We start from the raw sequence: 23752 nt of genomic DNA, 5'->3' as shown, positions 1-23752 counted from the left end.
GGTGCGGCTGCAGAGCAGGGACTCAGCGACCGGCGTTGTAGTGGTTCTGGATCTGGGTCGCGGTGAGCGCGGTCGAGTAGACGGCGGCGTAGCGCAGGCTGCCGGAGAAGGAGGCGGGGCCGACGTTCGTCCAGGAGCCGCCGAGGGTGTCGTAGCCGATCTTCCAGTAGCCGGTGGTGTTCTCCGCGCTGCGGAAGGCGGTGTTGCCGGCGACCTTCACGCCGTCGAGCCAGAGGCTCGTCCCGGCGGTCGGCGAGAGGGTGGAGACGACGTGGTGCCAGGCTCCGTCGTTGACCGGGTTCGGGCTGGTGATCGACTGGACGCCGTTGTTGTAGATGCCGAAGACGAGGCGGCCGTCCGCGCCGATGTAGGTGTGCCGGTCGTACTGGCTGCCGGCGGTGTCGCGGCTGCTGTTGAAGCTGAAGAGCTTGCCGCCCGCGACGGTGGTCTTGAACCAGATCTCCGTGCTGAAGGTGGTCGGGTTGGCCAGCTGCAGCGGCGTGCTGAGGTAGCCGTTCGTCCCGTTCAGCAGCCAGGAGCCGCCGGCGTCGCGCGGGCAGGCCTTCGGGGTGGTCGCGGAGCTGGTCATCGCCGGACGGTAGGTGCCGGGGTAGGCGCCGGAGTCGGTGTCGACGGCGGTCGTCGCTCCGGTGGCCTGCGCGAGCGTGTAGGAGAACAGCGCGTCGCCCCTGTCGGCGGCGAGCGCCGAGTCGCAGGTGAAGAAGGCCGCCGCGCTGCCAACGGTGTTGTTCGAGTTGCGGATGGAGGCGACGTAGGCGCCGGAGGTGGCGGGGGCGAGGAACAGCACGGCCGAGAGGGCGGCGACGAGCAGCGCGGCGAGGGTGGTGCGCGGGGTCCGCGGCGCCGCGGAGCGGAGGCGGGCCAGGAGGCCGGAGCGGGTGCGGCGGTGGCGGCTCATCGGGTGGCCGACTCGGTCTCGGCGGTCTCGGCGGCGCGGGCCCGGCGGCCGTGCTCGCCGCGCGGCTCGGCCTCGGAGGGGAGTCCGACCAGCATCGTCCAGAGCACGGGGGTGGCGCAGACCGCGCCGAAGAGGATCCAGCCCCAGAGCGGCAGGTGCAGCGCCGAGGACACGTTGTAGAAGTCCTCGCCGTTGGCCGGCACCTGGATGCTGCCGACCTGGCCGGAGACGAGGTCGGCGTGGGTGCCGCCGACGGCCGTCACGCGGATCGGCAGCATGCCGACCGAGACGAGCGAGGCGTCCGTCTGCCCGTTCTCCACGGTCGCCTCGAGGACGACGATGCCGACGAACGGGCGGAGGACGAACACGGTGAAGGAGGCGACGAGCGAGATCCCCAGCACCCGCATCGCGGCGCGGTGGGTGGGGGAGGAGAGCAGGCGGGTGAGCAGCAGGACGAGGACGGAGCCGGCGAGGAGCATCGGCAGGCCCTTCGCGAGCCAGCCGGCGCCGGGGAGCGCGACGACGACCTTGCCGATCAGCTGCTCGGCGCCGGTCGCCCACGGGTCGGTCGCGCCGTTGATGTCGCCGCGGGTGACCAGGGTGCCGTCGTCGGCGAGGTCGACCACGCGGTGCGTGTAGGTCTCGTCGGGGGTGGTGGTGGGGTGGAAGCTGACGACGTCGCCGACCCGGATGTCCTCGAGGGGCGTCGGGGCGGTGAGGACCAGGGTGCCGACGGGAGCGGCGGTGCCCATCGACGGCGTCTGGACGATGAACCAGCGTCCGCCGGAGGCGTGGAAGAGGAAGGCGGTGACGACCAGGGCGGCGACGAGGGCGCTGACGGTCCAGGTCGCGACGGTGCGCAGGCGGGAGCGGGGGGAGCGGGGCTCGGGGGTGGAGACGGGGGTGGCGGGGGTGAGGGGGGAGGCGGTGCCGGTGGGGACGGCGGTGGATCCGGGGAGCGCGGGGGCGGGGCGGGTCTGCAGCGTGGTCACGGGTCCACCTCCTCGGCGGGGTGGGGGCCGCCTGGGCGGCGGCCCCCGGGGTGCGGGTGTCGGGTGTTGCGGGGGCGTTTCTCGGGGTGGGGCGGGTGCTTCGGGGGAAGCGGTCTTCGGTGGTGGATCTCGATACGCCCGCTCTGCGGGCTACTCGATCAGCATGAGCTGATCAGGTGACGATCGAGGGTTCCTCGATCGGCGTGAGCCGGGGAGGCTCGATCAGCTGGCGAAGGTCCAGGTGAGGGGGAGCGAGGCGGACAGGCCCTGGTAGGTGTTGCCGGCCGAGGAGTCGAGCGTGACGGCGATGGTGAAGGGGGTGCTGGTGCCGGCGGTGACGGGGGCGGCGGAGAGCGACTTGGCGGCGGTGCCGGCGAGCGCGGCGGCGGTGCCGCTGTAGACGGTGGTGCTGCCGGAGGTGATGACGACGTTCAGCTTGGAGCAGAAGTCGGTCGCGGTGCCCGAGGAGCCGGCGGCGGTGTTGACCGACTGGGCGCAGGTGGCGCCCGGGGTCAGCGTGAAGGTGTTGGCCGAGACGGTGCCGGCGTTCTTGATGGTGATCGCGGTGCTGACGGTCTGGCCGGGGACCATGGTGGTCGAGCCGCCGAACTTGTTGATGGTCGAGCAGGTCGCGGTGTTAGTGCTGACCGAGCCGCCGTCGGTGCTGAGGCAGGTGACGGGCGTGGTGCCGGTCGACTTCTCCTCCATGACGAGCGAGCCGGAGGCGGCGGTGTTGTTGGTGTTGGTGATGCTGGCGACGAAGCCGGAGAGGGTTCCGGACATCGAGACCGACAGCAGCGCGGCGGCGGCGACGCTGGTGGCGAGGACGAGGGGGGCGAAGCGGACGCGCTTGCGCTTTGCGGTGTGGTTCGACATGACAGGACTCCTGATCGGGTAGAAGGTGAACTGCCGTGCAGTTCGCTGTGGGGTGTTTTCTGGCTTGTCGAGTAAGTTACTTGATGGCAAAGATACTTTGCAATCGTTCCATTACCCCCTGTTGTGGGGACAGTCAGCTCGACGGCGACATCGCCGCTCCGATACCCGCTCCCACCCCCGCTCCGACACCCGAGAAGGCCGCATGGATCCCGAGAACACACCCCCCGCCGACAGCGGCGAGCAGCCCGCCGGCGCGGCCCTCCGGCAGGCGCTGCGGCAGCTCGAGACGGCGCAGCGCCACCTGCGCGCCGCGGTCGCCCTCGACGCCGGGATCGGGATCTCGGAGCTGAGCGCGCTGGAGGCGCTCGCCGAGTCGCCCGGGCTGACGCCCAAGTGGCTGGGACTCGAGCTGTCGCTGACGACCGGAGCGGTGACCGCGCTGCTCGACCGGCTGGCCAAGGCCGGCCACCTCGACCGCGTCTCGAACCCGCAGGACCGGCGCAGCGTCCTGCTCCGGCTGACCGACTCCGGCACCGCGCTGCTCGCGGCGGTCGACGAGCGCTACGGCGCGGTCAGCGTCGAGGTGCTGCGGGCGTCCCCGCACCTGGGCGCGGAGGAGGTCGTCGAGGACCTCGCGCGCGCCGCGGCGGTCATCACGGCGCACACGATCGGCTGAGCGCGAGCGACCCCGCGCGTCAGGCCTGCAGGGCGCGGTCCTTGCGGATCGACCAGAGGTTGCGGCTCGCCGTGCGCTCGTAGTCGAAGGCGGTCACCAGCGCCTGGATGAGGGCGATCCCGCGACCCGACTCGGCGAACGCGTCCGGCATCTCCCGCGGGCCGGTGTCGACGCCGGGCGGGTCGGCGGTGTCGACCAGCTCGGCCCGGAGCGCCTCGTCGTCGACGGAGACGACGAGGCGGCAGAGGACCGCGGTGGTCGAGACGGCGTGCTGGATCACGTTGGAGACGAGCTCGACGAGCGCCGTCTCGAACTCCATCCGGTCGCGGGCGCCGACATCGGCGCACTCGCCGAAGAGCGAGTCGAGCAGGTCGTGCACGAGCTCGATGTCGTCGGGCGGCGTCCGGAAGGCGAGGGTGCGTTCAGTCACGGTACGCGTCGCCGGCCGAGGCGTAGCCGACGAGCACGCGGTCGAGGTTGGAGAGCTCGAGCACCATCGTGACCTGCTCGCTCGGGGCGGCGATCCGGAGGTCGCCCCCGGCCTGGCGGGCGCTCTTGAGGCAGGCGACGAGCGCGCCGAGCCCGGACGAGTCCATGAAGGTGACCTCGCTCAGCTCGACGACGATGCGGCTGCTGCCCTCGTCGAGAGCGCTGCGCACCTCCGTCCGCAGATCCCGCGCCGCGGCGAGATTGAGCCGGCCCGCCGCCGTGATCACGGCGACGCCGGGAGCGATCGTCTCGGTGCTGAAGGTCATGCCTGCTCCTGGTCGGTGTCCGCGGCGGGGCGCGGGGTGTCGTGGGTCCGCGTCACGAGGAGCGCGGTGATGTCGTCGAGCGCGCGGCCGGAGCCGGCGAGCGCGGTCAGGGCGGTGAGGAAGCCGATGGCGCCCTCGGAGGTGCGGACCAGGTCGGCCGCGAGGACGAGCGACTGCAGGGTCCCGTCGAAGAGGTCGAGCACCCCGTCGGTGAAGGAGACCAGGGAGTCGCCGACGGCCAGATCGACGGTCTGAGTGACCCAGCCGCCGTCCTCCGCGATGCCGAGGGGGAGGCCGAGCGCGGCGAGGCGGTGGAAGGTCCCGTCGGCGCGGAGCAGGACGGTGAGCCCGTGGCCCGCGTCCACGAAGTCGACCCGGCCGGTCGCGGTGTCGAGCCGGCCGTGGAAGAGCGTCGCGAAGGTCTCGGTGGCGGAGAAGTCCGGCTGCAGCTGCTCGCTGACCGCGGTGACCACCGCGTCCGGAGCGCCGCCGGCCCGGGCGCGGAACGCCGCGCGGATGCCGGCGGCGAGGATCGCGGCGCCGGTGCCCTTGCCCATCACGTCGACGAGGGTCAGGTCGACGACCGCCTCGGTCGCGGTCCAGGTGTAGAAGTCGCCGCAGATCTGCCACTTGGGCAGCGAGGCACCGGCCAGGTCGTAGCCGGCGGGGTGGCGGAACGCGGTGGGGGAGAGGCGGGCCTGCACGTCGGCGGCACGGTCCCACTCCGCGGTGTCGCGCAGCTCGCGCTCGACCCACTGGCCGAACTCCTCGAAGAGCAGCTCCTCCTCCGGGCTGAGCGCGCGGGGGACGAAGTCGAGCAGGCAGAGCGTCCCGAGCTGCAGGCCGTCGTCCACCGTGAGCGGGCGGCCGGCGTAGAACTGCACGTGCGGCGGTCCGGAGACGTGCACGTGCTGCGCCCAGGCTCCGTCGGCGCCGAGGTCGGGGACGACGAGCGTGCTCCGCTGGGCGAGCGTCGCGTCGCAGAACGTCCCCGCGCGCGGGTAGGACACCGGCCCCTCGGGCTGCGGCGACTTCGTGAAGAGCGTCGTCTCGTCGAGGATGTGGATCTCCGCCACCGGCACCTGGAAGAGCTCCTGCGCCATCCGGGTGATCCGGTCGAAGCGCTCCTCGGGGCCGGAGCCCATCAGGCCCAGCGCCTCGATCACGGCGGCGCGGCGGTCCCGGTCGTCGGCCGCCCCGAGCGGTGCGTCGGCGCCGATCGCCGGGTCCTGGCTGGTCTGCTGCGACATCGTCCCCCCGAGTCTGCGTGCGGAGACGGTGTCTCGCCTCCGCGATGACGGTATCGAACGGTGCGCCCCCGGTCGCCGCTGAGGGCCGTTAGTCACCCGGACGGGGGTCACGGCTGCGCGACACTCGTAGCATTGCACCCTGACCCCGATGGTGCAATGATGCACAGTATGCAAGCAGATGCGACCGCAACCCGGCGCGACCAGCGCGCGGCCGAGCGGCGCGGCGAGCTGGCCCGCACCGCCCGCGAGCTGACCATCCGCCACGGCTTCTCGGGCTTCACCGTCGAGGAGCTCTGCGAGGAGGTCGGCATCTCGCGCCGCACGTTCTTCAACTACTTCCCGAGCAAGGAGTACGCGATCGTCGGCCGGCCCGAGGAGGGCCTCGACGACGACAGCGTCGCGGACTTCCTGACCCGCCGCCCGGGCGTCTCGCTGCTCGAGGCCCTCGTCGCCCTCGGCGCGGTGCACTTCGCCGCGATCGGCCTGAACGCCGACAGCGTCCGCGAGTTCGTCGCCGTCGCCGACCGCGAGCCGAAGCTCCTGCAGGCCCTGCTCGACGTCGGCACGCAGCGCGACCTGCTCGTCGCCGACCTCGTCGCGCGGCGCGAGGGCCTCGACCCCGCCGAGCCGTCCGTGCTGCTGGCCGTGCAGACGGCCGGCACCGTGATCCGCAGCGCCGTCGGCGCCTACCTCGACTCCGACGGCTCCGTGCCGCTCGAGCGCCTCGCGCAGGACCGCATCGCGGCCGTGACGCGCCTGCTCCTGGGCTGACCCGGCCCCCGCCGCGCCGACCAGCCCGCCCCCGCTCCCTCTCGCCCCACCCGACCCCGAGGACACCATGACCGCCCCCGCCACCGCCTCTCCGCTCCTGCTCACGCAGCGCCGGATCTGGATCATCTTCTCCGCGCTGATCGCCGGCATGCTCCTCTCCAGCCTCGACCAGACCATCGTCTCGACCGCGATGCCGACCATCGTCGGCCAGCTCGGCGGCGTCGAGCACCAGGCCTGGATCACCACCGCCTACCTGCTCGCGACCACGATCGTGATGCCGATCTACGGCAAGTTCGGCGACGTCCTCGGCCGCCGCACGCTCTTCCTGATCGCCATCGCGCTGTTCACCCTCGCCTCCGTCGGCTGCGCGCTGGCCGGCGACTTCTGGTCGTTCGTCGTCTTCCGCGCGCTGCAGGGCCTCGGCGGCGGCGGGCTGATGATCCTGTCGCAGGCGATCATCGCCGACATCGTGCCCGCCAACGAGCGCGGCAAGTACATGGGCCCGCTCGGCGCCGTCTTCGGCCTCTCCGCCGTCGCCGGCCCGCTGCTCGGCGGCCTCTTCGTCGACCACCTCACCTGGCAGTGGGCGTTCTACATCAACATCCCGGTCGGCATCGCGGCCTTCGCCATCGCCTGGTTCGCGCTGACACTGCCGAGCAAGCGCGCGACCAAGCGGATCGACGTCCCCGGCGTGCTGCTGCTCTCGATCGCCACCACCTGCCTGATCTTCTTCACCGACTTCGGCGGCGACGCCGCGCACGGCTGGGGCGCCCTCGAGACCTGGGCGTTCGGCGCCGGGCTGATCGCCGCGGTCGCCGGCTTCATCTGGGTGGAGTCGCGCGCCGAGGACCCGATCATCCCGCTCAGCCTCTTCCGCAACCCGATCTTCGTGAACGCGACGGCGATCGGCCTCACGCTCGGCCTCGGCATGTTCTCCGCCATCGCCTTCGTGCCGACCTTCCTGCAGATGGCGTCCGGCACCTCCGCCGCCGCCTCGGGCCTGCTGATGCTGCCGATGATGGCGGGCCTGATGGGCACGTCGATCTACTCGGGCATCGCGATCTCGCGCACCGGCCGCTACAAGGCGTTCCCGATCGTCGGCGCCCTGCTCACCGGCCTCGCGATGGCGGCGATGACGACGCTGACCGCCGAGACCCCGATCCCGCTGATCTGCGTCTACCTCTTCTTCTTCGGCGCGGGGCTCGGCCTGATCATGCAGGTCATCGTCCTCGTCGTGCAGAACGCCGTCGCCCCCGAGATGATCGGCACGGCGACCAGCACGAACAACTACTTCCGCGAGGTGGGCGCCTCGCTCGGAGTGGCCGTGTTCGGCACGATCTTCACCAACTCCCTCGCCGAGAAGCTGACCGGCGTCTTCACCGACGCGGGCGTCGCCGACGTCGGCGCGGCCACCGCGACCCTCGACCCGCAGGCGCTGAACGCCCTGCCGGACGAGGTCCGCGACGGCGTCGTTCGCGCCTATGCGGAGTCGCTGGCGCCGGTGTTCTGGTACCTGCTGCCCTTCATCGCGATCGCCTTCGTGCTCGCGCTGCTGCTCAAGCAGATCCCGCTGTCGGACCAGTCCGGCATGGTCGCCCGCGGCGAGGCCGTCGGCGGCGAGGAGGCGGAGCGCCTGCACCGCGAGAGCCTCGCAGCCCCGGCCGCCGAGGTGCGGTCGGAGGCTCCGGAGGACGCGCGCGCGGACCGCTGACGCGGGCCGCGGGCCGCACCGGAGGCAGGGGTACCGTGTGTGCCTCAGCCCCCGGCGCAGCGCACCGACGTGTGACGGCCGGGGTTCTCACGTCGGGATGCAACTCCTCACCGCTCCTCGAGTGATGCAGGCGCCGCTCTTGTCGGATCGGCGGTCGGCCGCGACACTGGGGGCGTCCCTGTCGCGCTGTCCCCGCCGCAGGTCCGGTCAGGAGGACACGTGTCCGGCTCCGACGATGAGCAGGCCGTCGCCTTCGAGGCGGAGCGCGGCCGGCTCACCCGGCTCGCCTCGCGGCTGCTCGACGACCACCACGAGGCCGAGGACGCGGTGCAGTCGGCGTGGCTGCGACTGCACGGCACGACGGCCGCGATCGACAACCTGCCGGCCTGGCTGACGACGGTCACGACCCGGCTCTGCCTCGACCGGCTGCGCGCGCGCATCCCGGAGCCCGCCGAGCTCGTCGAGACCGGCACGGGCGTGGAAGGCGTGGGCACGGGGAGTGCCGGCCTCGAGCGCGCCGAGGCCGTCGGCCAGGCCCTGCACGTCGTCGTCGAGACCCTGACGCCCAACGAGCGCGTCGCGTTCGTGCTGGCGGACAGCTTCGGCGTCGACTTCGCGACCATCGGCGAGATCCTCGGGCGCAGCGCGGTCTCGGCCCGCAAGCTCGCCTCGCGGGCGCGCGCCAAGACCACGGCCGGACCCGCGGACGGGCCGGTCGCCGACTGGCAGGTGGTCGACGCCTTCATGGCGGCGGCGCGCGGCGGCGACCTCGCGCGCCTGCTGCTGCTGCTGGCGCCAGGGGCGAGCATCCGCGCGGATGCGGACGCGCTCGCCGCGGGGACCCCCGAGCGGATCGACGGCCGTGAGGCCGTGGCCGCCTTCTTCGACGGCAGCGCTCACGCGGCGCTCGCCGCGGTCGTCGACGGACGGCCGGGCGCCGCCTGGTTCCACCGGGGTGCCCCGCAGGTCGCGTTCGACTTCACGGTCGAGGACGGGCGGGTCACCGCCGTCGTCTTCCGGGCGGATCCGGCCGTGCTGGCGTCGATCCGCCGGCGCGAGGGCGCCGTGGTCGACGCGGGCTGACCTCGCCCCGGCGTGTCGTGTCACATCGGCGGCCGCCCGGCCGTCGACCAGGAGAGAGGCCCACCCGGGGCCCGACACAAGGAGCACCCGATGAAGACCATGACCTGCCGCCAGCTCGGCGGACCCTGCGATCTCGAGCACCGCGGCGACACGGCCGACGTCGTCATCACACTGCAGGACCGGCACCTGCGCGACGCGGTGAAGGCCGGCGATGCGACGCACGACGAGGCGCGCAACGAGATGAAGAACCGCTGGCGCCACCCCGTGCAGTCGATGGGCTGGTACAACGGCGCCAAGCGCACGTTCGCGGAGCTGCCGGAGGGCTGACCGGGGCGCCGGGGCGGGGCCGGCGTCAGGCCGGCAGCAGGCCGATGATCACGGCCATCACGAGGATCGTGACGAGCTCGTGCGTGATGTTCAGGATCGTCAGCTTGGCCGGGCGGCCCTCGAAGGCGTCGTGGGTGATCATCCGCGCGGCGGTGAAGCCGACGAAGAGGAACAGCCCGGTGATCACCGAGTTCGCGAACCAGCTGCCGCCGTAGAAGGCGTGCGCGATGTCGACGCAGCCGGCCAGGACGAGCGCGGTGACGAGGCTGACCACGACGGTGACGAGGATCGGGACGACCGCGCTGCGGCTGCTCATCTGCTCCCGGCTGATGCCGGCCAGGCGCATCCAGAGCGTGCCGAAGACCTTCGGGGTGTACCAGATCGAGCCGACGAGCATCGTCGACAGGGTGGCGAGTCCGACCGCCCACGGGTTGATGTCGGGGACCACGGCGGCCGCCTCTCGGTGTCCCGGTCGCGCGGGGATCGCAGCGGCGGCGGGTGCGCTCACCCTAGCGGCGGGCCGGTTCCCGGGGGCGGCTCCGCGACCGGACGCGGAACGGGCCCTGACACCCACGCGGGGCCCGTTTCCCGTCCAGTCGCAGTCGGAGCCGCGAGCGAGTGGACGGTAATCGGGCTCCGCTCCGGGCACAGGGCCCGGTTCGGGTCCGTTCGCGTGAGATGTTCCTGCTCAGCGGCGGCTCGTGGGATCTGCTCCGGCTCGTGGAGTCAGCTCCGGCTCGTGGAATCGACTCGATCCGGCGAGCCGAGCCTCGTTCCACGTGCCGGAGGTCCACCCGCATCGGCCTCGGCTCGCAGGAACAGCCTCGGCTCGTGAGAACCGGCCGATCCCACGAGCCGGACCCGGATCCACGTGCCGAACGTCACGAGCGCCACCGCCGACGCCCAGCTCCGGCTCGCGGAATCACCTTCGGCTCGTGGAATCCTCCCGACTCAGCGAGCCGGACTGCGTTTCGCCAACCCGAGGTCCGTCGCCGACTCGCGCCGCGTCACAGCGCAGGCGCGCGGACCGAGGCGTCAGGAGCCCTGTCCCGATGCTCCACTCGCGGTACGCAGTCGCCGTCGGGCGAGAAGCCAGCCCGCGCAGAACGCCAGCACGAGCAGCCCGAGCACGATCAGCGCGGCGGCGGTCGCGAGGCCGGGAGTGACGACCATCGTCCCGGGCGAGAACATCGTCTCCGAGAGCGGGGCGTACGCGAACCAGCCGAACGACACCTCGCGCGGAGTGGTCGCCGCCACGACGATCCCGCTCACGACGAGCAGCGCGCCCGCGACCACGGGCAGGAGCCGGCGCCTCGTCCTCATGCCTCCACGGTAGAGGGCGGGCGCCGACCCGGCGGCATCGGCTACGGCGAGACCATCCCGCCGTTGACGTTCAGCGTCTCGCCGACCACGTAGCTCGACTCCGCCGACGCGAGGAAGACGTAGGCGGGCGCCTGCTCGGCCGGCTGCGCCGCGCGGCCCATCGGCGCCTCGCTCGAGCCGAACTCGGGAAGGCTCTCGGGGTCGACACCCGCGGTCACCTGCAGTACCGACCAGGTCGGACCGGGTGCGACGACGTTCACCCGGATGCCCTTCGACGCGAGCTGCTGGGCGAGCCCCTTCGACAGGTTGTTGATCGCGCCCTTGGTCATGGCGTAGTCGAGGCGGTCGGGCGCGGGCGTGTGCGCCTCCGCGGAGGCCGTGTTGATGATCGTCGAGCCCGCGGGGAGGTGCGGGAGCGCCGCCTTGATGATGCGGAACGGCGCGAAGACGTTGATCGCGAACGTCGTCTCGAACTGCTCGTCGCTGAGCTCGAGGACGTCGTCCTGCCAGACCTGCTTGCCGGCGACGTTGACGACCGTGTCGAGGCCGCCGAGCCCCTCGACGGCCTTCGCGACCAGGTCGCGGCAGTACTGCGCGTCGGTCAGGTCGCCCGGGATCGTCACGGCGGTGCGTCCGGCCGCGCGGATCAGCTCGACGACGTGCTGCGCGTCCTCCTCCTCGTCGGGGAGGTAGGCGAGCGCGATGTCCGCGCCCTCGCGGGCGAAGGCGATCGCGACCGCCGCGCCGATGCCGGAGTCGGCGCCGGTGATCAGCGCGCGGCGGCCGGTCAGGCGGCCGGTGCCGCGGTAGCTGTCCTCGCCGAGGTCCGGGACGGGCGTCATCCGCGACTGGAGGCCCGGCTCGGGCTGCTGCTGCACCGGCGGCGTGACGTTCGGGTACTGCGTGGCGGGATTCGTGAAGGTGTACTGGTCGGGCATGGGGTCCTCCGGGGTCGTCGAGCGGGCGGGGCGCCGTCGTTCCGCGGCACCGGCCCTCCTCGACGCTAGCCGCGGCCCGCGTGCCGGCGGAGGAGGTTGACGGGCGCCCCGATCGTCCTGCGGCGCCTGCCGTCCACCCCCGGGCGATACCGTCGTAGTCATGCCGTCCCGCCCCGTCTCCGCCGCGAAGCGCCGCCTGGCCATCTCGGCCTTCATGCTCGTCTTCGGCATCGGAATGGCCTCCTGGGTCGTGCGGACCCCGGCGGTCCGCGACCTGCTCGCCGCCTCGACCGCGGAGATGGGCCTCGTCCTGCTGGGCCTCTCGGTCGGCTCGATGAGCGGAGTCCTGTCCTCCGCCGCCGTCGTCCGCCGGCAGGGGGTGCGCTTCACCGTCGTGATCGGCGGCGCCTCCTTCGTCACCGGCATCGCGCTGACCGGCCTCTTCGCCGAGCTCTCCACGCCGTTCGGTGTCGCGGCGGGCCTCGCCCTCGTCGGCTTCGGGATCGGCATCTCCGAGATCGCGCTCAACGTGGAGGGAGCGGCGCTCGAGACGCTCACCGGCCGCTCGGTGCTGCCCGCGCTGCACGGCTTCTACAGTCTCGGCACCGTCACCGGCGCGGTCGCGGGCATCGGCCTGACGGCGATCGACTTCCCCGTGGTCTGGCAGCTCGTCGGAGTCGCGGTCGTCGCGCTCGCGCTGCTGCTCACCGTCATCCGCTCCATCCCGGTCGAGACCGGTCGGGTCGAGCGCGCCGTCGCCGGCGCTCCCCGCGAGAAGGTCCGCTCGACGCCGGTCTGGCAGCAGCCGCGCGTGCTGATGCTCGGCCTGATCGTGCTCGCCCTGGCGCTGGCCGAGGGCTCGGCGACCGACTGGCTGCCGCTGCTCATGGTCGACGGCCACGGCGTCTCCGCCACCGTCGGCACCGTGGTGTTCACCGCCTTCGCCGCGGCGATGACCGTCGGCCGCTTCCTCGGCACCCCCCTGCTGGCCCGCTTCGGCAAGGCGACCGTGCTGCTGGCGAGCACCCTCGTCTCGGCGGTCGGGATCGGCATCGTCGTCTTCGCCGACAACGCCGTCGTGGCCGGCGCAGCCGTCGTCCTCTGGGGCCTGGGCGCGGCCCTCGGCTTCCCGGTCACCCTCTCCGCCGCGGGCGAGAGCGAGGACCCGACCTCCGCCGTCGCCGCGGTCGCGACCGCCGGCTACATCGCCTTCCTCGTCGGCCCGCCCCTGCTCGGCTTCCTCGGCGAGCACTTCGGCCTCCGCGGCGCGATGGCCGTCGTCCTGGTGCTGGTCGCCCTCGCCTCGCTCCTCACCTCGGCCGCGAAGCCCCGCGTCCCGCGCGAGCCCGTCCCGGCCTGACCGACGCGCCCTCGGCCGCCGATCGCGCAGCGAACCCTGCCGATCGAGCAGCCAGCGGACCGGGCCCGCGCATGCGGACCGAGGAGCCCGCGCAGCGGGCCCGCCCATAGTGATCGACCAGTCCGCCGAGCGGCCCTGCCCATGCTGATCGAGTAGCCCGCGGAGCGGGCGTATCGAGATCCACCACCGTCAGCACCTGAGTCTGCAGACCCGCCCTGCCGGTGACGGCGGGTCTCGATACGCCCCTGCGGGGCTACTCGACCAGCAAAGGCTGCGGGCAGCTCTTCCAAGCGGATCCGCCCGCGGGAACGTGCCTCAGGCCGTTGCGTCCGCGACCACCCAGGGGAACGCCTCGGCCTTCGAGCGGGCGCCCTGGCGGGCCTTCGAGCGGTTCGGCTCCTCGACGTCGGCGAGCAGCCGCTCGGACTGGCGCACCAGCTCGGCGAAGCGCTCGGTGTCGAGCCAGTCGGGGCGCATCGCGAAGACGAGGTCCTCGGTGGCGGTGTTGCCGCTCGCACCGGGCGCGAACGGGCAGCCGCCCAGACCGCCGAGCGCTCCGTCGACGACGGTCGCGCCGGCGCGGACGGCGCTCAGCGCGTTGACGACGCCGGCTCCCCAGGTGTCGTGACCGTGGAAGACGATCTCGCGCGGCGGCGTCTCGGCGGCGACCCGGGAGACGAGTGAGAACACCTGCTCGGGGTGGGCCTGGCCGAGGGTGTCGCAGATCACGACGTCCTCGGCGCCCGCCGCACGCGGGTCGTTCGCGATCGCGAGCACCCGCTCCTCGGGCACCGGGCCCTCGAAGGGGCAGGTGAAGGACGTGGCGATGCAGAGCTGGATGCGCCCGCCCACCGCGTGCGCGAGGGCGACGGCGTCGGGCATCGCCTCGAGGCTGGCCTCGGTGCTGCGACCGATGTTCGCCCGGTTGTGGGAGTCGGACGCCGAGAGGCAGTACTGGAAGTTTCGCGCGCCGGCCGCCGCCGCTCGCTCGATGTGGCGCGGGGTCGCCACCCAGACCCAGCAGTGCTCGAGCTCCTCGGCGGTCAGCGCCGCGACGACCTCGAGGGTGTTGGCCATCGGCGGCACGAGATCGCCCCGCGCGAGCGAGCCGATCTCCAGCTCGGGGACGCCCGCCGCGAGGAGCGCCCGGACCAGCTCGACCTTGCGCTCGGTCGAGAGGAGCTTGCCGGTCAGCTGCAGTCCGTCGCGGAGGGTGACGTCGCGCAGCCGGACGGTGCGGTCAGCGGCGGTCATCGGGTCTCCTCCGCCGCTGCGTCGTCGATCGGCTTCCGTCCGAGCATCGCCAGGACCTCCTCGGTGTCGTGGCCCAGCGCGGGCGCGAGCGTGCGGATGGGGAGCGAGCGGTCGCCGAGCACCGGGACGATGCCGGGGAAGCCGACGCCCTCGATGATCCCGGCGCCCGTGTCGACGTCGAACTTCTGGATCATGCCGCGGGCCGCGTACTGCTCGTTCGTGCTGATGTCCGCGGCGGTGAGGATCGGGCCCGAGGGCACGCCGCGCTCGTCGAGGATCGCGAGCGCCGCGTCCGAGGTCGTCGTGGCGGTCCAGGCGCCGATCGCGGCGTCGAGCTCGTCGCGGCGGCGCCAGCGGCCGTCGTTGGTGAGCAGGTCCGGGTCCTCGGCCAGGTCGGCGCGGCCGATGATCGCCATCAGGCGCTGGAAGATCGCGTCGCCGTTGGCCGCGACGACGATGCTGGAGCCGTCGCCGCAGACGTAGGCGTTCGTCGGCGCGATGCCCTCCATCCGGCCGCCGACGCGCTCCCGGACGATGCCGTGCGCCTGGTAGTCGGGGATGAGCGACTCCATCATCGAGAACATCGCCTCGTTGAGCGCGACGTCGATCACCCGCTCGACCAGCGGTGCCGGGCCGAGTCCGGCGGCGCGGCGGGTCTCGCGCTGGAAGAGCGCCATCATCACCCCGTATCCGGCGTAGAGGCCGGCGATGGAGTCGCCGATCGAGACGCCGACGCGGACGGGCGGGCGGTCCGGATCGCCGACCAGCTCGCGGAAGCCGCCCATCGCCTCGGCGACCGCCGCGAAGCCCGGACGGCTGGAGAGCGGCCCGGTCTGGCCGAACGCCGAGATGCGGCCGATGACCAGCTCGGGGTTCGCCTCGTTCAGCACGTCCGGTCCGATGCCCCAGCGCTCGAGGGTGCCCGGGCGGAAGTTCTCGAGGACGACGTCGCACTCGGCGGCGAGCCCGCGGACGGCGTCGCGGCCCTCCTCCGTGCGGAGGTCCAGCGCGACCGAGCGCTTGCTGCGGTTGAGGGTGTGGAAGAGCATCGACGTCGTCGATCCGGGGTGCAGCCGCCACTTGCGCAGCTCGTCGCCCGTGCCGGGGCGCTCGACCTTGATCACGTCGGCGCCGAAGTCGGCGAGCAGGCGGCCCGCGGTGGGGGCGGCGATGAAGTTGCCCAGCTCGAGCACGCGGACGCCGGCGAGCGGAGCGGGAGAGGGAGTCGGAGCGGAGGGAGGTGCGGTGGTCATCACGGCCTTTCGGTCTCCACGAGCGTGCCACGGATCCCGCGCGCCGTCGCCGTCCGGCGCCGGAGACGCTACTCCTCCCCATCGTCCGAGCCGCGGAGTTGTCCACCGATCACCGCAGAGGCGCTCAGCCACATCGAGGTGAGCATTACTCTCCTTCCCACGGGGCTGAACGACCGCCGCCGGCGCAGCGAGCGCGGGCGGCCGAGGAGAGGGACGAGCGGATGAGTCGAACGGAACGGACGGGGCACCCCGGCCGGCGCAGGGGGAGAGCCGTCCGGCAGCTCGCGGGAGCGGGGTTGTGCACCGCCCTCGTCGGCGGGCTGCTCGGAGTGACGGCGAGCAGCCCGCCCGCGGGTGCCGCGCCACCGGCACCGCGCAGGACGATCGAGAACACCCTGCTGCACGGCGGATCCACCAACGCGGGGGCGACCACGGTCTCGGCCTGGCTGCAGAAGGGCGAGCGGCTGAGCGCCGAGCTGCACCCGCTGAAGGGCGGGTCGGGCACGGGGGAGGGCGAGACCGGAGGCGGCACCGCCTCGATCCTCGCGCCGGACGGCGCCGTGCTCGACGCGCAGGTCTTCCCGCGGGGCGCTCCGCCGTCGGTCGCGGCCGGGGGCGACTTCGTCGCCTCGGAGACCGGCGTCTTCCGCGTGATCGTGACCGACGCCGACGTCACGGCGCCCGTCGACCTGGTCTGGAGCATCGGGGTCGCCACGGCGGCGGGCGCGCCGCTCGCAGGCCGGGTCTGGTCCACCTCCTTCGGGATCCAGTCGGGTGCGAGGACGAGCTACGCGACACCCGCCGAGCGCCGCGCGACGTTCACGCTGCACGCGATCACCGAGACCGGGGCGCGCTACGACCTGACGCTCCGCGACTACGACGGCGTCGCCTCGACGCTCCAGGCGACGAACAAGGGCAACGTCCGGGTCGGGTCCTCCGATCCGTCGTACCTGTCCGTGCCGATGCCGGAGTCGACCGAGGCGCAGGGGGTCGGCGCGCAGTACGTCCAGGCGTCCGGGCGCTCCGGCATCGACGGCCTGCAGACCTACAAGCTCTTCCTGGACCCGCCCGCGGCCGATCTCCCGGCCGCGATCGCGCCCGCCTACGCCGCCCCGACGATCGAGGGGCTCGCCTATCGACGCTCCGGCTCCGGCTCGAACGCGGGCACCCTCGTCGGCACGCTCGGCACCCAGCCGGGCACGGTCGCGGCCGACATCGACGCCGACGGGGACGGGGCCTACGACGGCCCGCGCGACGTCCACCTCTCCCGCATCGTCGCGGAGCCCGGCCCGTTCGACATCGCCTGGGACGGCCTCGACGCGCGCGGCGACGCGGTCGACACCACCGACTCCGACGTCCGCTTCCGCGCCTCGATCGGGCGGACGAACGAGTTCCACGTCACCCGTGTCGATGCGGAGACGTCGGGCGGCGGCCTGTCCGTCGTGCGCTCCACCGGCGGCGATGCGGCGCCGTCCGCCCTGCACTGGGACGACCACCTGCTCGCCGACTCGAACGGCGAGCGCTACTCGGTCACCTCCGCCGTCACCTCGCCGGCCGCTGGCGCGGACTCGAGCGCTGGTGTCCACGGCTGGGAGGCGGACGACTCGGGCCGAAATCGCGTGCCGAACGCGAACGACTCCGTCCACGGCTCCTACGGCGATCTGCGCGCGATCGACGACTGGGCCGCCGGCTCCGATGGCGCGACGGCGGTCGCCGGGCTCGGCGCTCTCACCCCTCACGTCACCCTGGCGAAGAGCTCGTCGATGCCGTCCGACGTCCCGCTGCGGCCGGGCGCGCGGGTGCCGTACCGGCTGACCCTCACCTCCGACGGCTCGGGGGACGCCCGCGATGCGGCCGTCGTCGACCACCTCGACCGGGGAGTCCTCGACGACGCCGACCTCGACACCGCCTCGATCCGGACCTCGCACGGCACGGCCACGGTCGATCCGGCGACGGGCCGGCTGGTCTGGGCGGCGGGGACCCTGCCGGTCGGCACCGTCGCCGAGCTCTCCTTCGAGGTCGTCGTGCGCACGGACCGGCCGGGGGACCGCACCCTCACCAACACGGCCTGCCTCGCGGGGACCGCCTTCGCGCCCTCGGCCTCGGGAGTCTCGACCGATCAGAACCCGTGCGCGACCGTCCCCCACACGATCGGCCGAGGGGCGCTGTGGATCGACAAGACTGCCTCCCGGCCGTCGGCCGAGCACGGCGGGCAGGCCGGCTTCGACGTGGTCGTGGGCAACTCGGGCTCGCTCGACGCCGCCGACGTGACCGTCACCGACGTCCCGGTGCTCGAGCACCTCCTCGACGCCGTGATCGAGAACGGCGCCGGAGGCGTCCAGCCCGCGACGGAGCCTGTGACCGGGCTCGCGATTCCGGCCGGCGGGCAGATCGCCCTGCACGTCAGCGGCCGGGTGGCCGACGGCCGGGACGCCCTCACCGTGCCGAACCGGGCGACGATCTCGCAGCAGCCGGGCGGCTTCGAGCCTCCCGCGGTCCGGCACCCGTGCCCGGACGACGCCGCGTTCTCCTGCGCCGAGATCCCCGTGCCCGAGGTGCCCGTGCCCGAGGTCCCGGTGCCCGATGTTCCGGTGCCCGAGGTGCCGGTACCCGAGGTCCCTGCGCCAGGGGCCGACGGCCGTCTCGCGATCGCGAAGACCGCACTGGAGCCGACGGTCGCGCACGGCGGCCGCGCCGGCTTCCGCATCGTCGTCGCGAACATCGGCGCCCGTCCCGCGGAGGGGTTCACCCTCACCGACGTCCCGACCCTCGAGCACCTGTCCGACGTGACGATCTCGCGGGACGGCGGGCCCGCCTCCGCCGATCTCGAGGTCGAGGGCCTGGCCCTGGCGCCCGGCGCCTCGACGGTCTTCACCGTGACGGGGCGGGTCGCCGACGGCGTCGACGCCTGGACGATCGCGAATCGCGCGCGGATCGAGCGGCTGCCGCCGGGCTTCCCGCCGACCTCGGTCCAGCACCCCTGCGACGACGAGCCGACAGCCAGCTGCGCGGCGGTGTCCGTGCCCCCGGTCGGCCCCGTGCCGACGGCGCTCGCCGTCAGCGGGACGGCGGTGAGCCCGGTCGCGCTGGCAGGCGGACTGCTCCTGCTCTCGGGCGGCGGCCTCCTCGCCGCGAGGCGTCTGCGCCGACGGCGCACCGCGACTCCCGTCGAGCGCTGATCCTCCTCCTCTTTTCTCCACCGGAAGGCACGAACGATGACCCACCCCCACGACGAGCTCCCGCTGCGGATCACCGAGCGCTTCGCCCTGCCCGACGGCCGCGTCGGCGTCAGCGCCTGGTCGGCCCGCGATCCGGAGCAGCTCGAGCAGCAGCTCCGTACCCGGGCCGGCCGCGCCGATCCGGAGCGCGAGCCCGGCCGCCGCCTGCACCTCGTCCGCCCGCCGCTCGTGCGCATCGAGGAGCGGATCGACGGCGTCCTCCAGCCGATCGACCCGCTCCAGCGCGCCATGGTCGACGTCCGCTGGCGCACGGCCCTGACCCGCTCGCGCCGACCGGCCCGGCTGCGCCGACTCGTCGGCCCCCGGGACCTCCCCACGACCGAGCCCCCGTCGGACATCGCCCGCTGGACCGAGCGGCGCCCGCCGGGGGAGCACCCGGCCGAAGGAGAGGCGGCTCCGCTCAGCCCTTGACCGCTCCGGACGTCATGCCGGCGACGATCTGGCGGTTGAAGAAGATGTACATCACCAGCGGCGGGATGGTGATGAGCAGCACGTCCATGAAGAGCAGGTTCCAGGAGGACACCGACTGCGAGGAGAAGTTGTAGAGGGTCAGCTGCACGGTCGCGTTGTCGTCGCCGGGCAGGAAGTACAGCGCGTAGGTGAAGTCGTTGAAGACCGTCACGGCCTGCACGACGATCACCGTCACGATCACCGGCTTCAGCAGCGGCAGCACCACGGTGAAGAAGAGGCGGAAGGGACCGGCGCCGTCGATGGTCGCCGCCTCGTCCAGCTCGCGGGGGATCGTCGAGACGAAGGCGCGGAACAGGAGGATGCAGAAGGAGAGGCCGAACGCGACGTGCACCGCGATCAGGCCGGGCAGCGTCTTGAAGAGCTCGAGGCCCTGCAGGACCCAGATCGTCGGGACGACGGCGGGCGGGATGATCAGGCCGGCCAGGACGAAGCCGTTGACGAGCGGGTTCCACTTCGAGCGGCGGCGCTGGAGGACGTAGCCGACCATCGCGGCCAGGACCACCATCACCGTCACGGAGACGATCGTCAGGATCGCGCTGTTCGCGAAGGCCCGCAGCAGCACGAAGTTCCGCGCCGAGACCACCTCTTGCAGGTTCTCGAGGAACACCCACTGGGTCGGCAGGGTGAAGCCGAGCAGCGACGACTCCTGCTGCGTCTTCGCGGCGGTGAGCACGATGAAGAGGAAGGGGACGATGAAGACGAGGACGGCGAGGACGATCGCGAGGATCCCGCCGCCGTAGCGCCAGGTCCGGGAGCCGCGGCCGACGCCGCGCTGGCGCACCTTGGCGCGCAGCGGGTCGTCCTGGAGCGGGGTCGGCGAGAGCGGGGCGGGCGTGAGCGGCGTGGTGGTCACAGCTCCTTGTCCTTCCGGTTGAGCCAGGCCGACAGCGGGAAGATCAGCGCTGCGACGACGAGGAAGAGGATGACGTTGCCGGCGGTCGAGAGTCCGTAGAAGCCGGCCTGGTACTGCTTGTAGATGACCGAGGCGACCACGTCGCTGGTGAAGCCCGGCCCGCCCTTGGTCATCGCCCAGATCAGATCGAAGGAGCGCAGCCCGCCGATCAGCGAGAGGAGGATCACCGTCACGGTGGCGGGGCGCAGCAGCGGCAGCGTGATGTGCCGGAAGTTGTGCCAGGCGCCGGCGCCGTCGACGCGGGCGGCCTCGAAGTAGTCCTGCGGGATCGCGACGATGCCGGCGATGTAGATGAGCGTCGCGAGTCCGACGCCCTTCCAGACGTCGACGAGCGCGACCGAGAACAGCGCCCACTGCGGGTCGGTGAGCCAGCCCGGCCCGGCGAGGCCGATCGTCGCGAGGCCCTGGTTGATCAGGCCGTCGAAGGGGTCGAGAAGCACCTTGAAGGTGATGCCGATGCCGATCGTGGACACCAGCACGGGGAAGAACACCACGCTGCGGAGGAAGCCGCGGCCGATGATCTGCGAGCTCAGCAGCACGCCGAGCGCCATGCCGAGCACGATCTTCAGGCCCGAGGTGATCGCCGCGTAGATGAAGGTGTTGACGAAGCCGGTCGTCAGCGCCGGGTCCTGGAAGAACTCGACGAAGTTCTCGAAGCCGATGAAGGTCGAGTCGAAGAGCGTCCAGCGGGTGAGGGAGAAGTAGAGGGAGGCGACCGTCGGGACGAGGAACAGGACCACGTAGAAGACGCCGGCCGGGAGGTAGAACCACGTCGGGTACGGGCTCTTCATGGCCTTGCGCCGCTTCGGCGGCTCGGGGGAGCGGGAGGGTTCGGAGCGCCGGGCCGGGCGCTTCTCCATCGTTGCGGTCATCAGATCTCCGTCGATCGGCCGGGGGAGGGGTGGGAGGGCGGTGCGCCCGGGGGAAGGGGCCGGGAGCGGAGGGGCTGCCTCCGCTCCCGGCCCCCGCGGCTCACCAGCCGTCGAGGCCGAGCTGCTTGGCCTGCTTCGTGACGTCGTCGTCGTACTGCTGAGCACCCTCCGCGGCGGGCGTGATGCCCGAGCCGACGGCGACGGTGATCTGCTCGAGCGCCGGTCCCTTGATCGGCGAGAGGAACTCGAGCGCGAGGCCCGTGTCACCACTGTCGAAGTAGGGCTGCATGTCCGACACGAGGGCGGGCACGTCGTCGGGCAGCGTGCAGCCGTCGATCACGAACGGACCCTGGGGCGCGGCGATCTCGCTCTGGATGTCGCAGCTCTCGGGGGTGACGAGGAAGGCCATCAGCTTCTTGGCGCTCTCGAGCTTCGCGCCCTCGGTCGACTTCGGCACGTAGACCGCGTTGGGCTGCCAGACGGTCAGCGGGTTGGAGTCGGCCGACTCGCCGGGCAGCGGGAAGAGGCCGACCTTGTCGAGCGAGTCCGGGTAGTTCTGGATCAGCGGGCCGGCCGCGAAGGTCAGCATCGGGTACTGCGCGCCCTCGCCGGTCGCGACCATGCGGACGCCGTCGTCGTAGGTGGCCGAGGCGTAGTCCTCGTTCACCAGCCCCGACTCGGCGACCTGCTGCAGGTGCTCGAAGCCGGCCAGCGCGGGCTCGTCGACGTACTTGGCCTCGTTGGCCGTGTACTGGGTCGCCCACTCCGGGTCCTGCTCCAGCACGTTGGCGAAGTCGCCGAGCACGAAGAGCTGCGAGGTCCAGGTGTCGCCGTAGGTCTGGATGATCGGCGCGACGTCGCCGGCGGCCTTGATCTTCTCGCTATTCGCGATGAACTCGTCCCAGGTCTTCGGCACGGTCAGTCCGAGGCTGCTGTAGACGTCCTTGTTGTAGAGGACCGCGCCGCCCATCGCCTGGCCGAGCGGGATGCCGTAGAGGTCCGAGTCGGTCGAGACCACGGTGCGGAAGCCCTCGTCGAGCGAGTCGACCCACGCCTCGTCCGAGAGCGGCGCGAGGTTCTGGTCGGGGTTCAGCGCCTGGAAGAGCGAGCCCGAGTTGTAGGCGAAGACGTCGTTCATCTCGCCGGTGGCGAGGCGCGTCTTGATCAGGTTGTCGCCCTCGCTGCCCTGCGGCCGGGTCTCGATGTCGAGGGTGATGCCGTCGTTCTCCTCCTCGAACTTCGTCTTCAGCGCGTCCCAGAGCTCGACGGTCGCCGTCTGGTTGTCGATGAGCACGCTCAGCGTGGAGCCATCGGCGGAATCGCCTCCTCCTCCGGTGCTGCAGCCGGTGAGCGCGAGAGCGAGAGCCGCTCCTCCTGCGCCGAGGGCGAGCACTGCTCGCCGGTTCTGTCGGGTCGACATCACTACCTCCATGTAGGGACAACTTCTTCGTTGCGGGGGTGCCCGGGGGCTGTCGTCCTGCTCGCCGGACCGTTCGGAAGGCCGGGCCGCGGGGCGACGCAGGGAGAACCTACGTCCGCGCCGTGAAACGTGTCAACGAAAACGGGCAAATTCGTGGATCGATCTACACGATCGAGAATGAACCGTTACAGTGGCGTTCGCGGAGGCCCCGATCGGGGCGCGTCCGCCACGGCACGCACAGCACGACAGGCAGCGCGAGGAGGCGATGATGAGCTCGATCGAGACCGGCCACACCGGCCCCGCGACCATCCAGGACGTCGCGCTGCACGCCGGCGTCTCGCGGGCCGCGGTCTCCAAGGTCATCCGCAACGCCTACGGCGTCAGCGCCTCGATGCGGGAGCGGGTCACCGCCGCGATCGAGGAGCTCGACTACCGGCCGAGCGTTGCGGCTCGCGCCATGCGCGGGGCCAGCTTCACCATCGGCGTCGAGGTGCCCTCGCTCGGCAACTCCTTCTTCAACCGCATCGTCACCGGCGCCTCCGCCGCGCTCGAGGGCAGCCGCTACCAGCTGATCGTCGCTCCCGCGCAGAGCGACTCCGGCGAGGGCTTCCGCGCGATCGAGGCGCTCTTCGACCGCCAGGTCGACGGGATGATCGCCGTCTCGCCGATGGTCGAGCCCGCCTGGCTCGAGCGGCTGGCCGCCCGCACGCCGATCGTGATGCTCGGCCGGCACGACGACTCCACCGGCTACGACACCGTCACCAACGACGACGTCGCGGGGACCGACCTCGTCCTCGATCATCTGCTGGAGCTCGGGCACCGCCGCATCGCGCACCTCACCATCAGCGACGACATCACCAGCCGGGTGGCCGCAGCGCCGCACTCGGTGCGTCTCGTCCGGTACCGCGAGCGGATGGTGTCGGCGGGTCTCGCGGACGAGCTGCAGGTCGTCCATCTCGGCACGGAGCGCCTCGACGCCTACGAGCGCTCGCTCGAGCTCCTCCGCTCGCCCGACCGGCCGACCGCCGTCTTCGCGGGCAACGACGCGCTCGCGCTCGACGCGCTCTGGGCGCGCGACGAGCTCGGGCTCACCGCGGCCGACGTCGCGATCGTCGGCTACGACGACATCGAGGTCGCCGGCCACCCCGGGATCTCGCTGACGACCGTCGACCAGTCGGGCGAGGAGCTCGGCGACCGCGCCGTGCGCCTCCTGCTCGAGCGCCTCGAGGGCCGGACCGAGCCGGTGCACTTCCAGCTCACCCCCGTGCTGCGCATCCGCTCCTCCTCCGCGCCGGGCGCCCCGCGCCACCGGCCGACCGCCCACGGCAACCCCTGACACCCCGACCATC

Annotated in this window: 23 protein-coding genes; 9 read left to right on the top strand and 14 right to left on the bottom strand. The window is 72.5% G+C overall.

The features are described 5' to 3' along the window. Positions 1-22: 22 nt before the first annotated feature. The 3 genes from EDF43_RS18175 to EDF43_RS18165 all read right to left on the bottom strand — a co-directional run bounded on the left by EDF43_RS18175 (position 23) and on the right by EDF43_RS18165 (position 2787). The gene (locus EDF43_RS18175) at positions 23-919 is read right to left on the bottom strand and encodes a LamG domain-containing protein (RefSeq protein WP_123736646.1); all 897 of its coding nucleotides are present in this window, start codon (positions 917-919) and stop codon (positions 23-25) included. Further along, entirely contained in the window at positions 916-1911 is a 996-nt protein-coding gene (locus tag EDF43_RS21995; RefSeq protein ID WP_165909171.1) for a signal peptidase I, read from the bottom strand. Before EDF43_RS21995 ends, EDF43_RS18175 begins: the two co-directional genes overlap by 4 nt. A 222-nt stretch (positions 1912-2133) precedes the next feature. Next, positions 2134-2787: a hypothetical protein gene (locus EDF43_RS18165; RefSeq protein ID WP_123736647.1), complete on the bottom strand. Its 654-nt coding sequence runs from the start codon at positions 2785-2787 to the stop codon at positions 2134-2136. Positions 2788-2989: 202 nt separating this feature from the next. Between EDF43_RS18165 and EDF43_RS18160 the strand changes: the two genes are divergently transcribed. After that, on the top strand, positions 2990-3463 hold the full coding sequence (locus tag EDF43_RS18160) for a MarR family transcriptional regulator (RefSeq protein ID WP_132437966.1): 474 nt from the start codon (positions 2990-2992) through the stop codon (positions 3461-3463). A 19-nt stretch (positions 3464-3482) separates the two neighbouring features. On the opposite strand, the gene EDF43_RS18155 is transcribed toward EDF43_RS18160, so the two are convergent. Genes EDF43_RS18155 through EDF43_RS18145 form a run of 3 tightly spaced genes read right to left on the bottom strand, consistent with a single transcriptional unit; the run spans position 3483 to position 5468 of the window. Next, positions 3483-3893 carry an ATP-binding protein gene (locus EDF43_RS18155; protein ID WP_132437965.1) on the bottom strand — a complete coding sequence of 137 codons (411 nt, stop codon included), beginning with the start codon at positions 3891-3893 and terminating at the stop codon, positions 3483-3485. Beyond that, on the bottom strand, positions 3886-4218 hold the full coding sequence (locus EDF43_RS18150; RefSeq protein WP_123446750.1) for an STAS domain-containing protein: 333 nt from the start codon (positions 4216-4218) through the stop codon (positions 3886-3888). Before EDF43_RS18150 ends, EDF43_RS18155 begins: the two co-directional genes overlap by 8 nt. Next, positions 4215-5468: a GAF domain-containing SpoIIE family protein phosphatase gene (locus EDF43_RS18145; protein ID WP_132437964.1), complete on the bottom strand. Its 1254-nt coding sequence runs from the start codon at positions 5466-5468 to the stop codon at positions 4215-4217. Before EDF43_RS18145 ends, EDF43_RS18150 begins: the two co-directional genes overlap by 4 nt. Positions 5469-5636: 168 nt before the next feature. On the opposite strand from EDF43_RS18145, the gene EDF43_RS18140 reads away from it, so the two are divergent. From EDF43_RS18140 to EDF43_RS18125, 4 genes are all read left to right on the top strand, one after another. Next, positions 5637-6239, top strand: a complete 603-nt coding sequence (locus EDF43_RS18140) for a TetR family transcriptional regulator (protein WP_165909177.1) — start codon at positions 5637-5639, stop codon at positions 6237-6239. Between the two features lie 67 nt (positions 6240-6306). Beyond that, positions 6307-7950 carry an MDR family MFS transporter gene (locus tag EDF43_RS18135; RefSeq protein ID WP_123736652.1) on the top strand — a complete coding sequence of 548 codons (1644 nt, stop codon included), beginning with the start codon at positions 6307-6309 and terminating at the stop codon, positions 7948-7950. 219 nt (positions 7951-8169) lie between these two features. Further along, positions 8170-9033, top strand: coding sequence for a sigma factor (locus EDF43_RS18130; RefSeq protein ID WP_123736653.1), 864 nt, complete (start codon positions 8170-8172; stop codon positions 9031-9033). A 90-nt stretch (positions 9034-9123) separates the two neighbouring features. Then, positions 9124-9360 (top strand): hypothetical protein, encoded by a 237-nt coding sequence (locus EDF43_RS18125; protein WP_123736654.1) that lies wholly within the window; start codon positions 9124-9126, stop codon positions 9358-9360. Between the two features lie 25 nt (positions 9361-9385). Here the strand turns inward: EDF43_RS18125 and EDF43_RS18120 are convergent, their stop codons facing one another. The 3 genes from EDF43_RS18120 to EDF43_RS18110 all read right to left on the bottom strand — a co-directional run bounded on the left by EDF43_RS18120 (position 9386) and on the right by EDF43_RS18110 (position 11621). Next, entirely contained in the window at positions 9386-9808 is a 423-nt protein-coding gene (locus tag EDF43_RS18120) for a DUF1761 domain-containing protein (RefSeq protein ID WP_123732730.1), read from the bottom strand. 587 nt (positions 9809-10395) lie between these two features. Continuing rightward, a complete protein-coding gene (locus EDF43_RS18115) occupies positions 10396-10683 on the bottom strand; it encodes a hypothetical protein (protein WP_132437962.1) in 288 nt (95 codons plus the stop codon). A 41-nt stretch (positions 10684-10724) separates the two neighbouring features. Beyond that, entirely contained in the window at positions 10725-11621 is an 897-nt protein-coding gene (locus tag EDF43_RS18110; RefSeq protein WP_132437961.1) for an SDR family oxidoreductase, read from the bottom strand. Positions 11622-11781: 160 nt separating this feature from the next. Between EDF43_RS18110 and EDF43_RS18105 the strand changes: the two genes are divergently transcribed. Next, positions 11782-12981 carry an MFS transporter gene (locus EDF43_RS18105; protein ID WP_123736658.1) on the top strand — a complete coding sequence of 400 codons (1200 nt, stop codon included), beginning with the start codon at positions 11782-11784 and terminating at the stop codon, positions 12979-12981. A 315-nt stretch (positions 12982-13296) separates the two neighbouring features. Here EDF43_RS18105 and EDF43_RS18100 read toward each other — a convergent pair whose 3' ends face one another. Together EDF43_RS18100 and EDF43_RS18095 are read right to left on the bottom strand one after the other, a co-directional pair. Next, entirely contained in the window at positions 13297-14235 is a 939-nt protein-coding gene (locus EDF43_RS18100; RefSeq protein ID WP_132437960.1) for a hydroxymethylglutaryl-CoA lyase, read from the bottom strand. Next, entirely contained in the window at positions 14232-15488 is a 1257-nt protein-coding gene (locus tag EDF43_RS18095; protein ID WP_132437959.1) for a CoA transferase, read from the bottom strand. The genes EDF43_RS18100 and EDF43_RS18095 overlap by 4 nt, the downstream gene beginning before the upstream one ends. 296 nt (positions 15489-15784) lie before the next feature. Between EDF43_RS18095 and EDF43_RS18090 the strand changes: the two genes are divergently transcribed. After that, the gene (locus tag EDF43_RS18090; RefSeq protein ID WP_132437958.1) at positions 15785-18667 is read left to right on the top strand and encodes a DUF11 domain-containing protein; all 2883 of its coding nucleotides are present in this window, start codon (positions 15785-15787) and stop codon (positions 18665-18667) included. Positions 18668-18703: 36 nt separating this feature from the next. After that, on the top strand, positions 18704-19138 hold the full coding sequence (locus EDF43_RS18085) for a hypothetical protein (protein ID WP_132437957.1): 435 nt from the start codon (positions 18704-18706) through the stop codon (positions 19136-19138). Here EDF43_RS18085 and EDF43_RS18080 read toward each other — a convergent pair. The 3 genes from EDF43_RS18080 to EDF43_RS18070 all read right to left on the bottom strand — a co-directional run bounded on the left by EDF43_RS18080 (position 19128) and on the right by EDF43_RS18070 (position 22403). Continuing rightward, on the bottom strand, positions 19128-19979 hold the full coding sequence (locus EDF43_RS18080; RefSeq protein ID WP_123447045.1) for a carbohydrate ABC transporter permease: 852 nt from the start codon (positions 19977-19979) through the stop codon (positions 19128-19130). The two genes, EDF43_RS18085 and EDF43_RS18080, sit on opposite strands and share 11 nt — an antisense overlap. 68 nt (positions 19980-20047) lie before the next feature. Then, complete coding sequence (locus tag EDF43_RS18075) at positions 20048-20983, bottom strand: sugar ABC transporter permease (RefSeq protein WP_123705466.1); 936 nt, start codon at positions 20981-20983, stop codon at positions 20048-20050. Between the two features lie 100 nt (positions 20984-21083). Continuing rightward, positions 21084-22403, bottom strand: coding sequence for an extracellular solute-binding protein (locus EDF43_RS18070; RefSeq protein WP_243646358.1), 1320 nt, complete (start codon positions 22401-22403; stop codon positions 21084-21086). A gap of 268 nt (positions 22404-22671) precedes the next feature. Here EDF43_RS18070 and EDF43_RS18065 point away from each other — a divergent pair, with 268 nt between their 5' ends. Next, positions 22672-23739 carry a LacI family DNA-binding transcriptional regulator gene (locus EDF43_RS18065; RefSeq protein ID WP_132437955.1) on the top strand — a complete coding sequence of 356 codons (1068 nt, stop codon included), beginning with the start codon at positions 22672-22674 and terminating at the stop codon, positions 23737-23739. Positions 23740-23752: the final 13 nt, after the last annotated feature.

This window comes from Rathayibacter sp. PhB179 (genome assembly GCF_004345345.1).
Classification (GTDB): Bacteria; Actinomycetota; Actinomycetes; order Actinomycetales; family Microbacteriaceae; genus Rathayibacter; species Rathayibacter festucae.
Note: the sequence above shows the minus strand (reverse complement) of the source record. Positions and strands in the feature narration are given on the sequence as shown.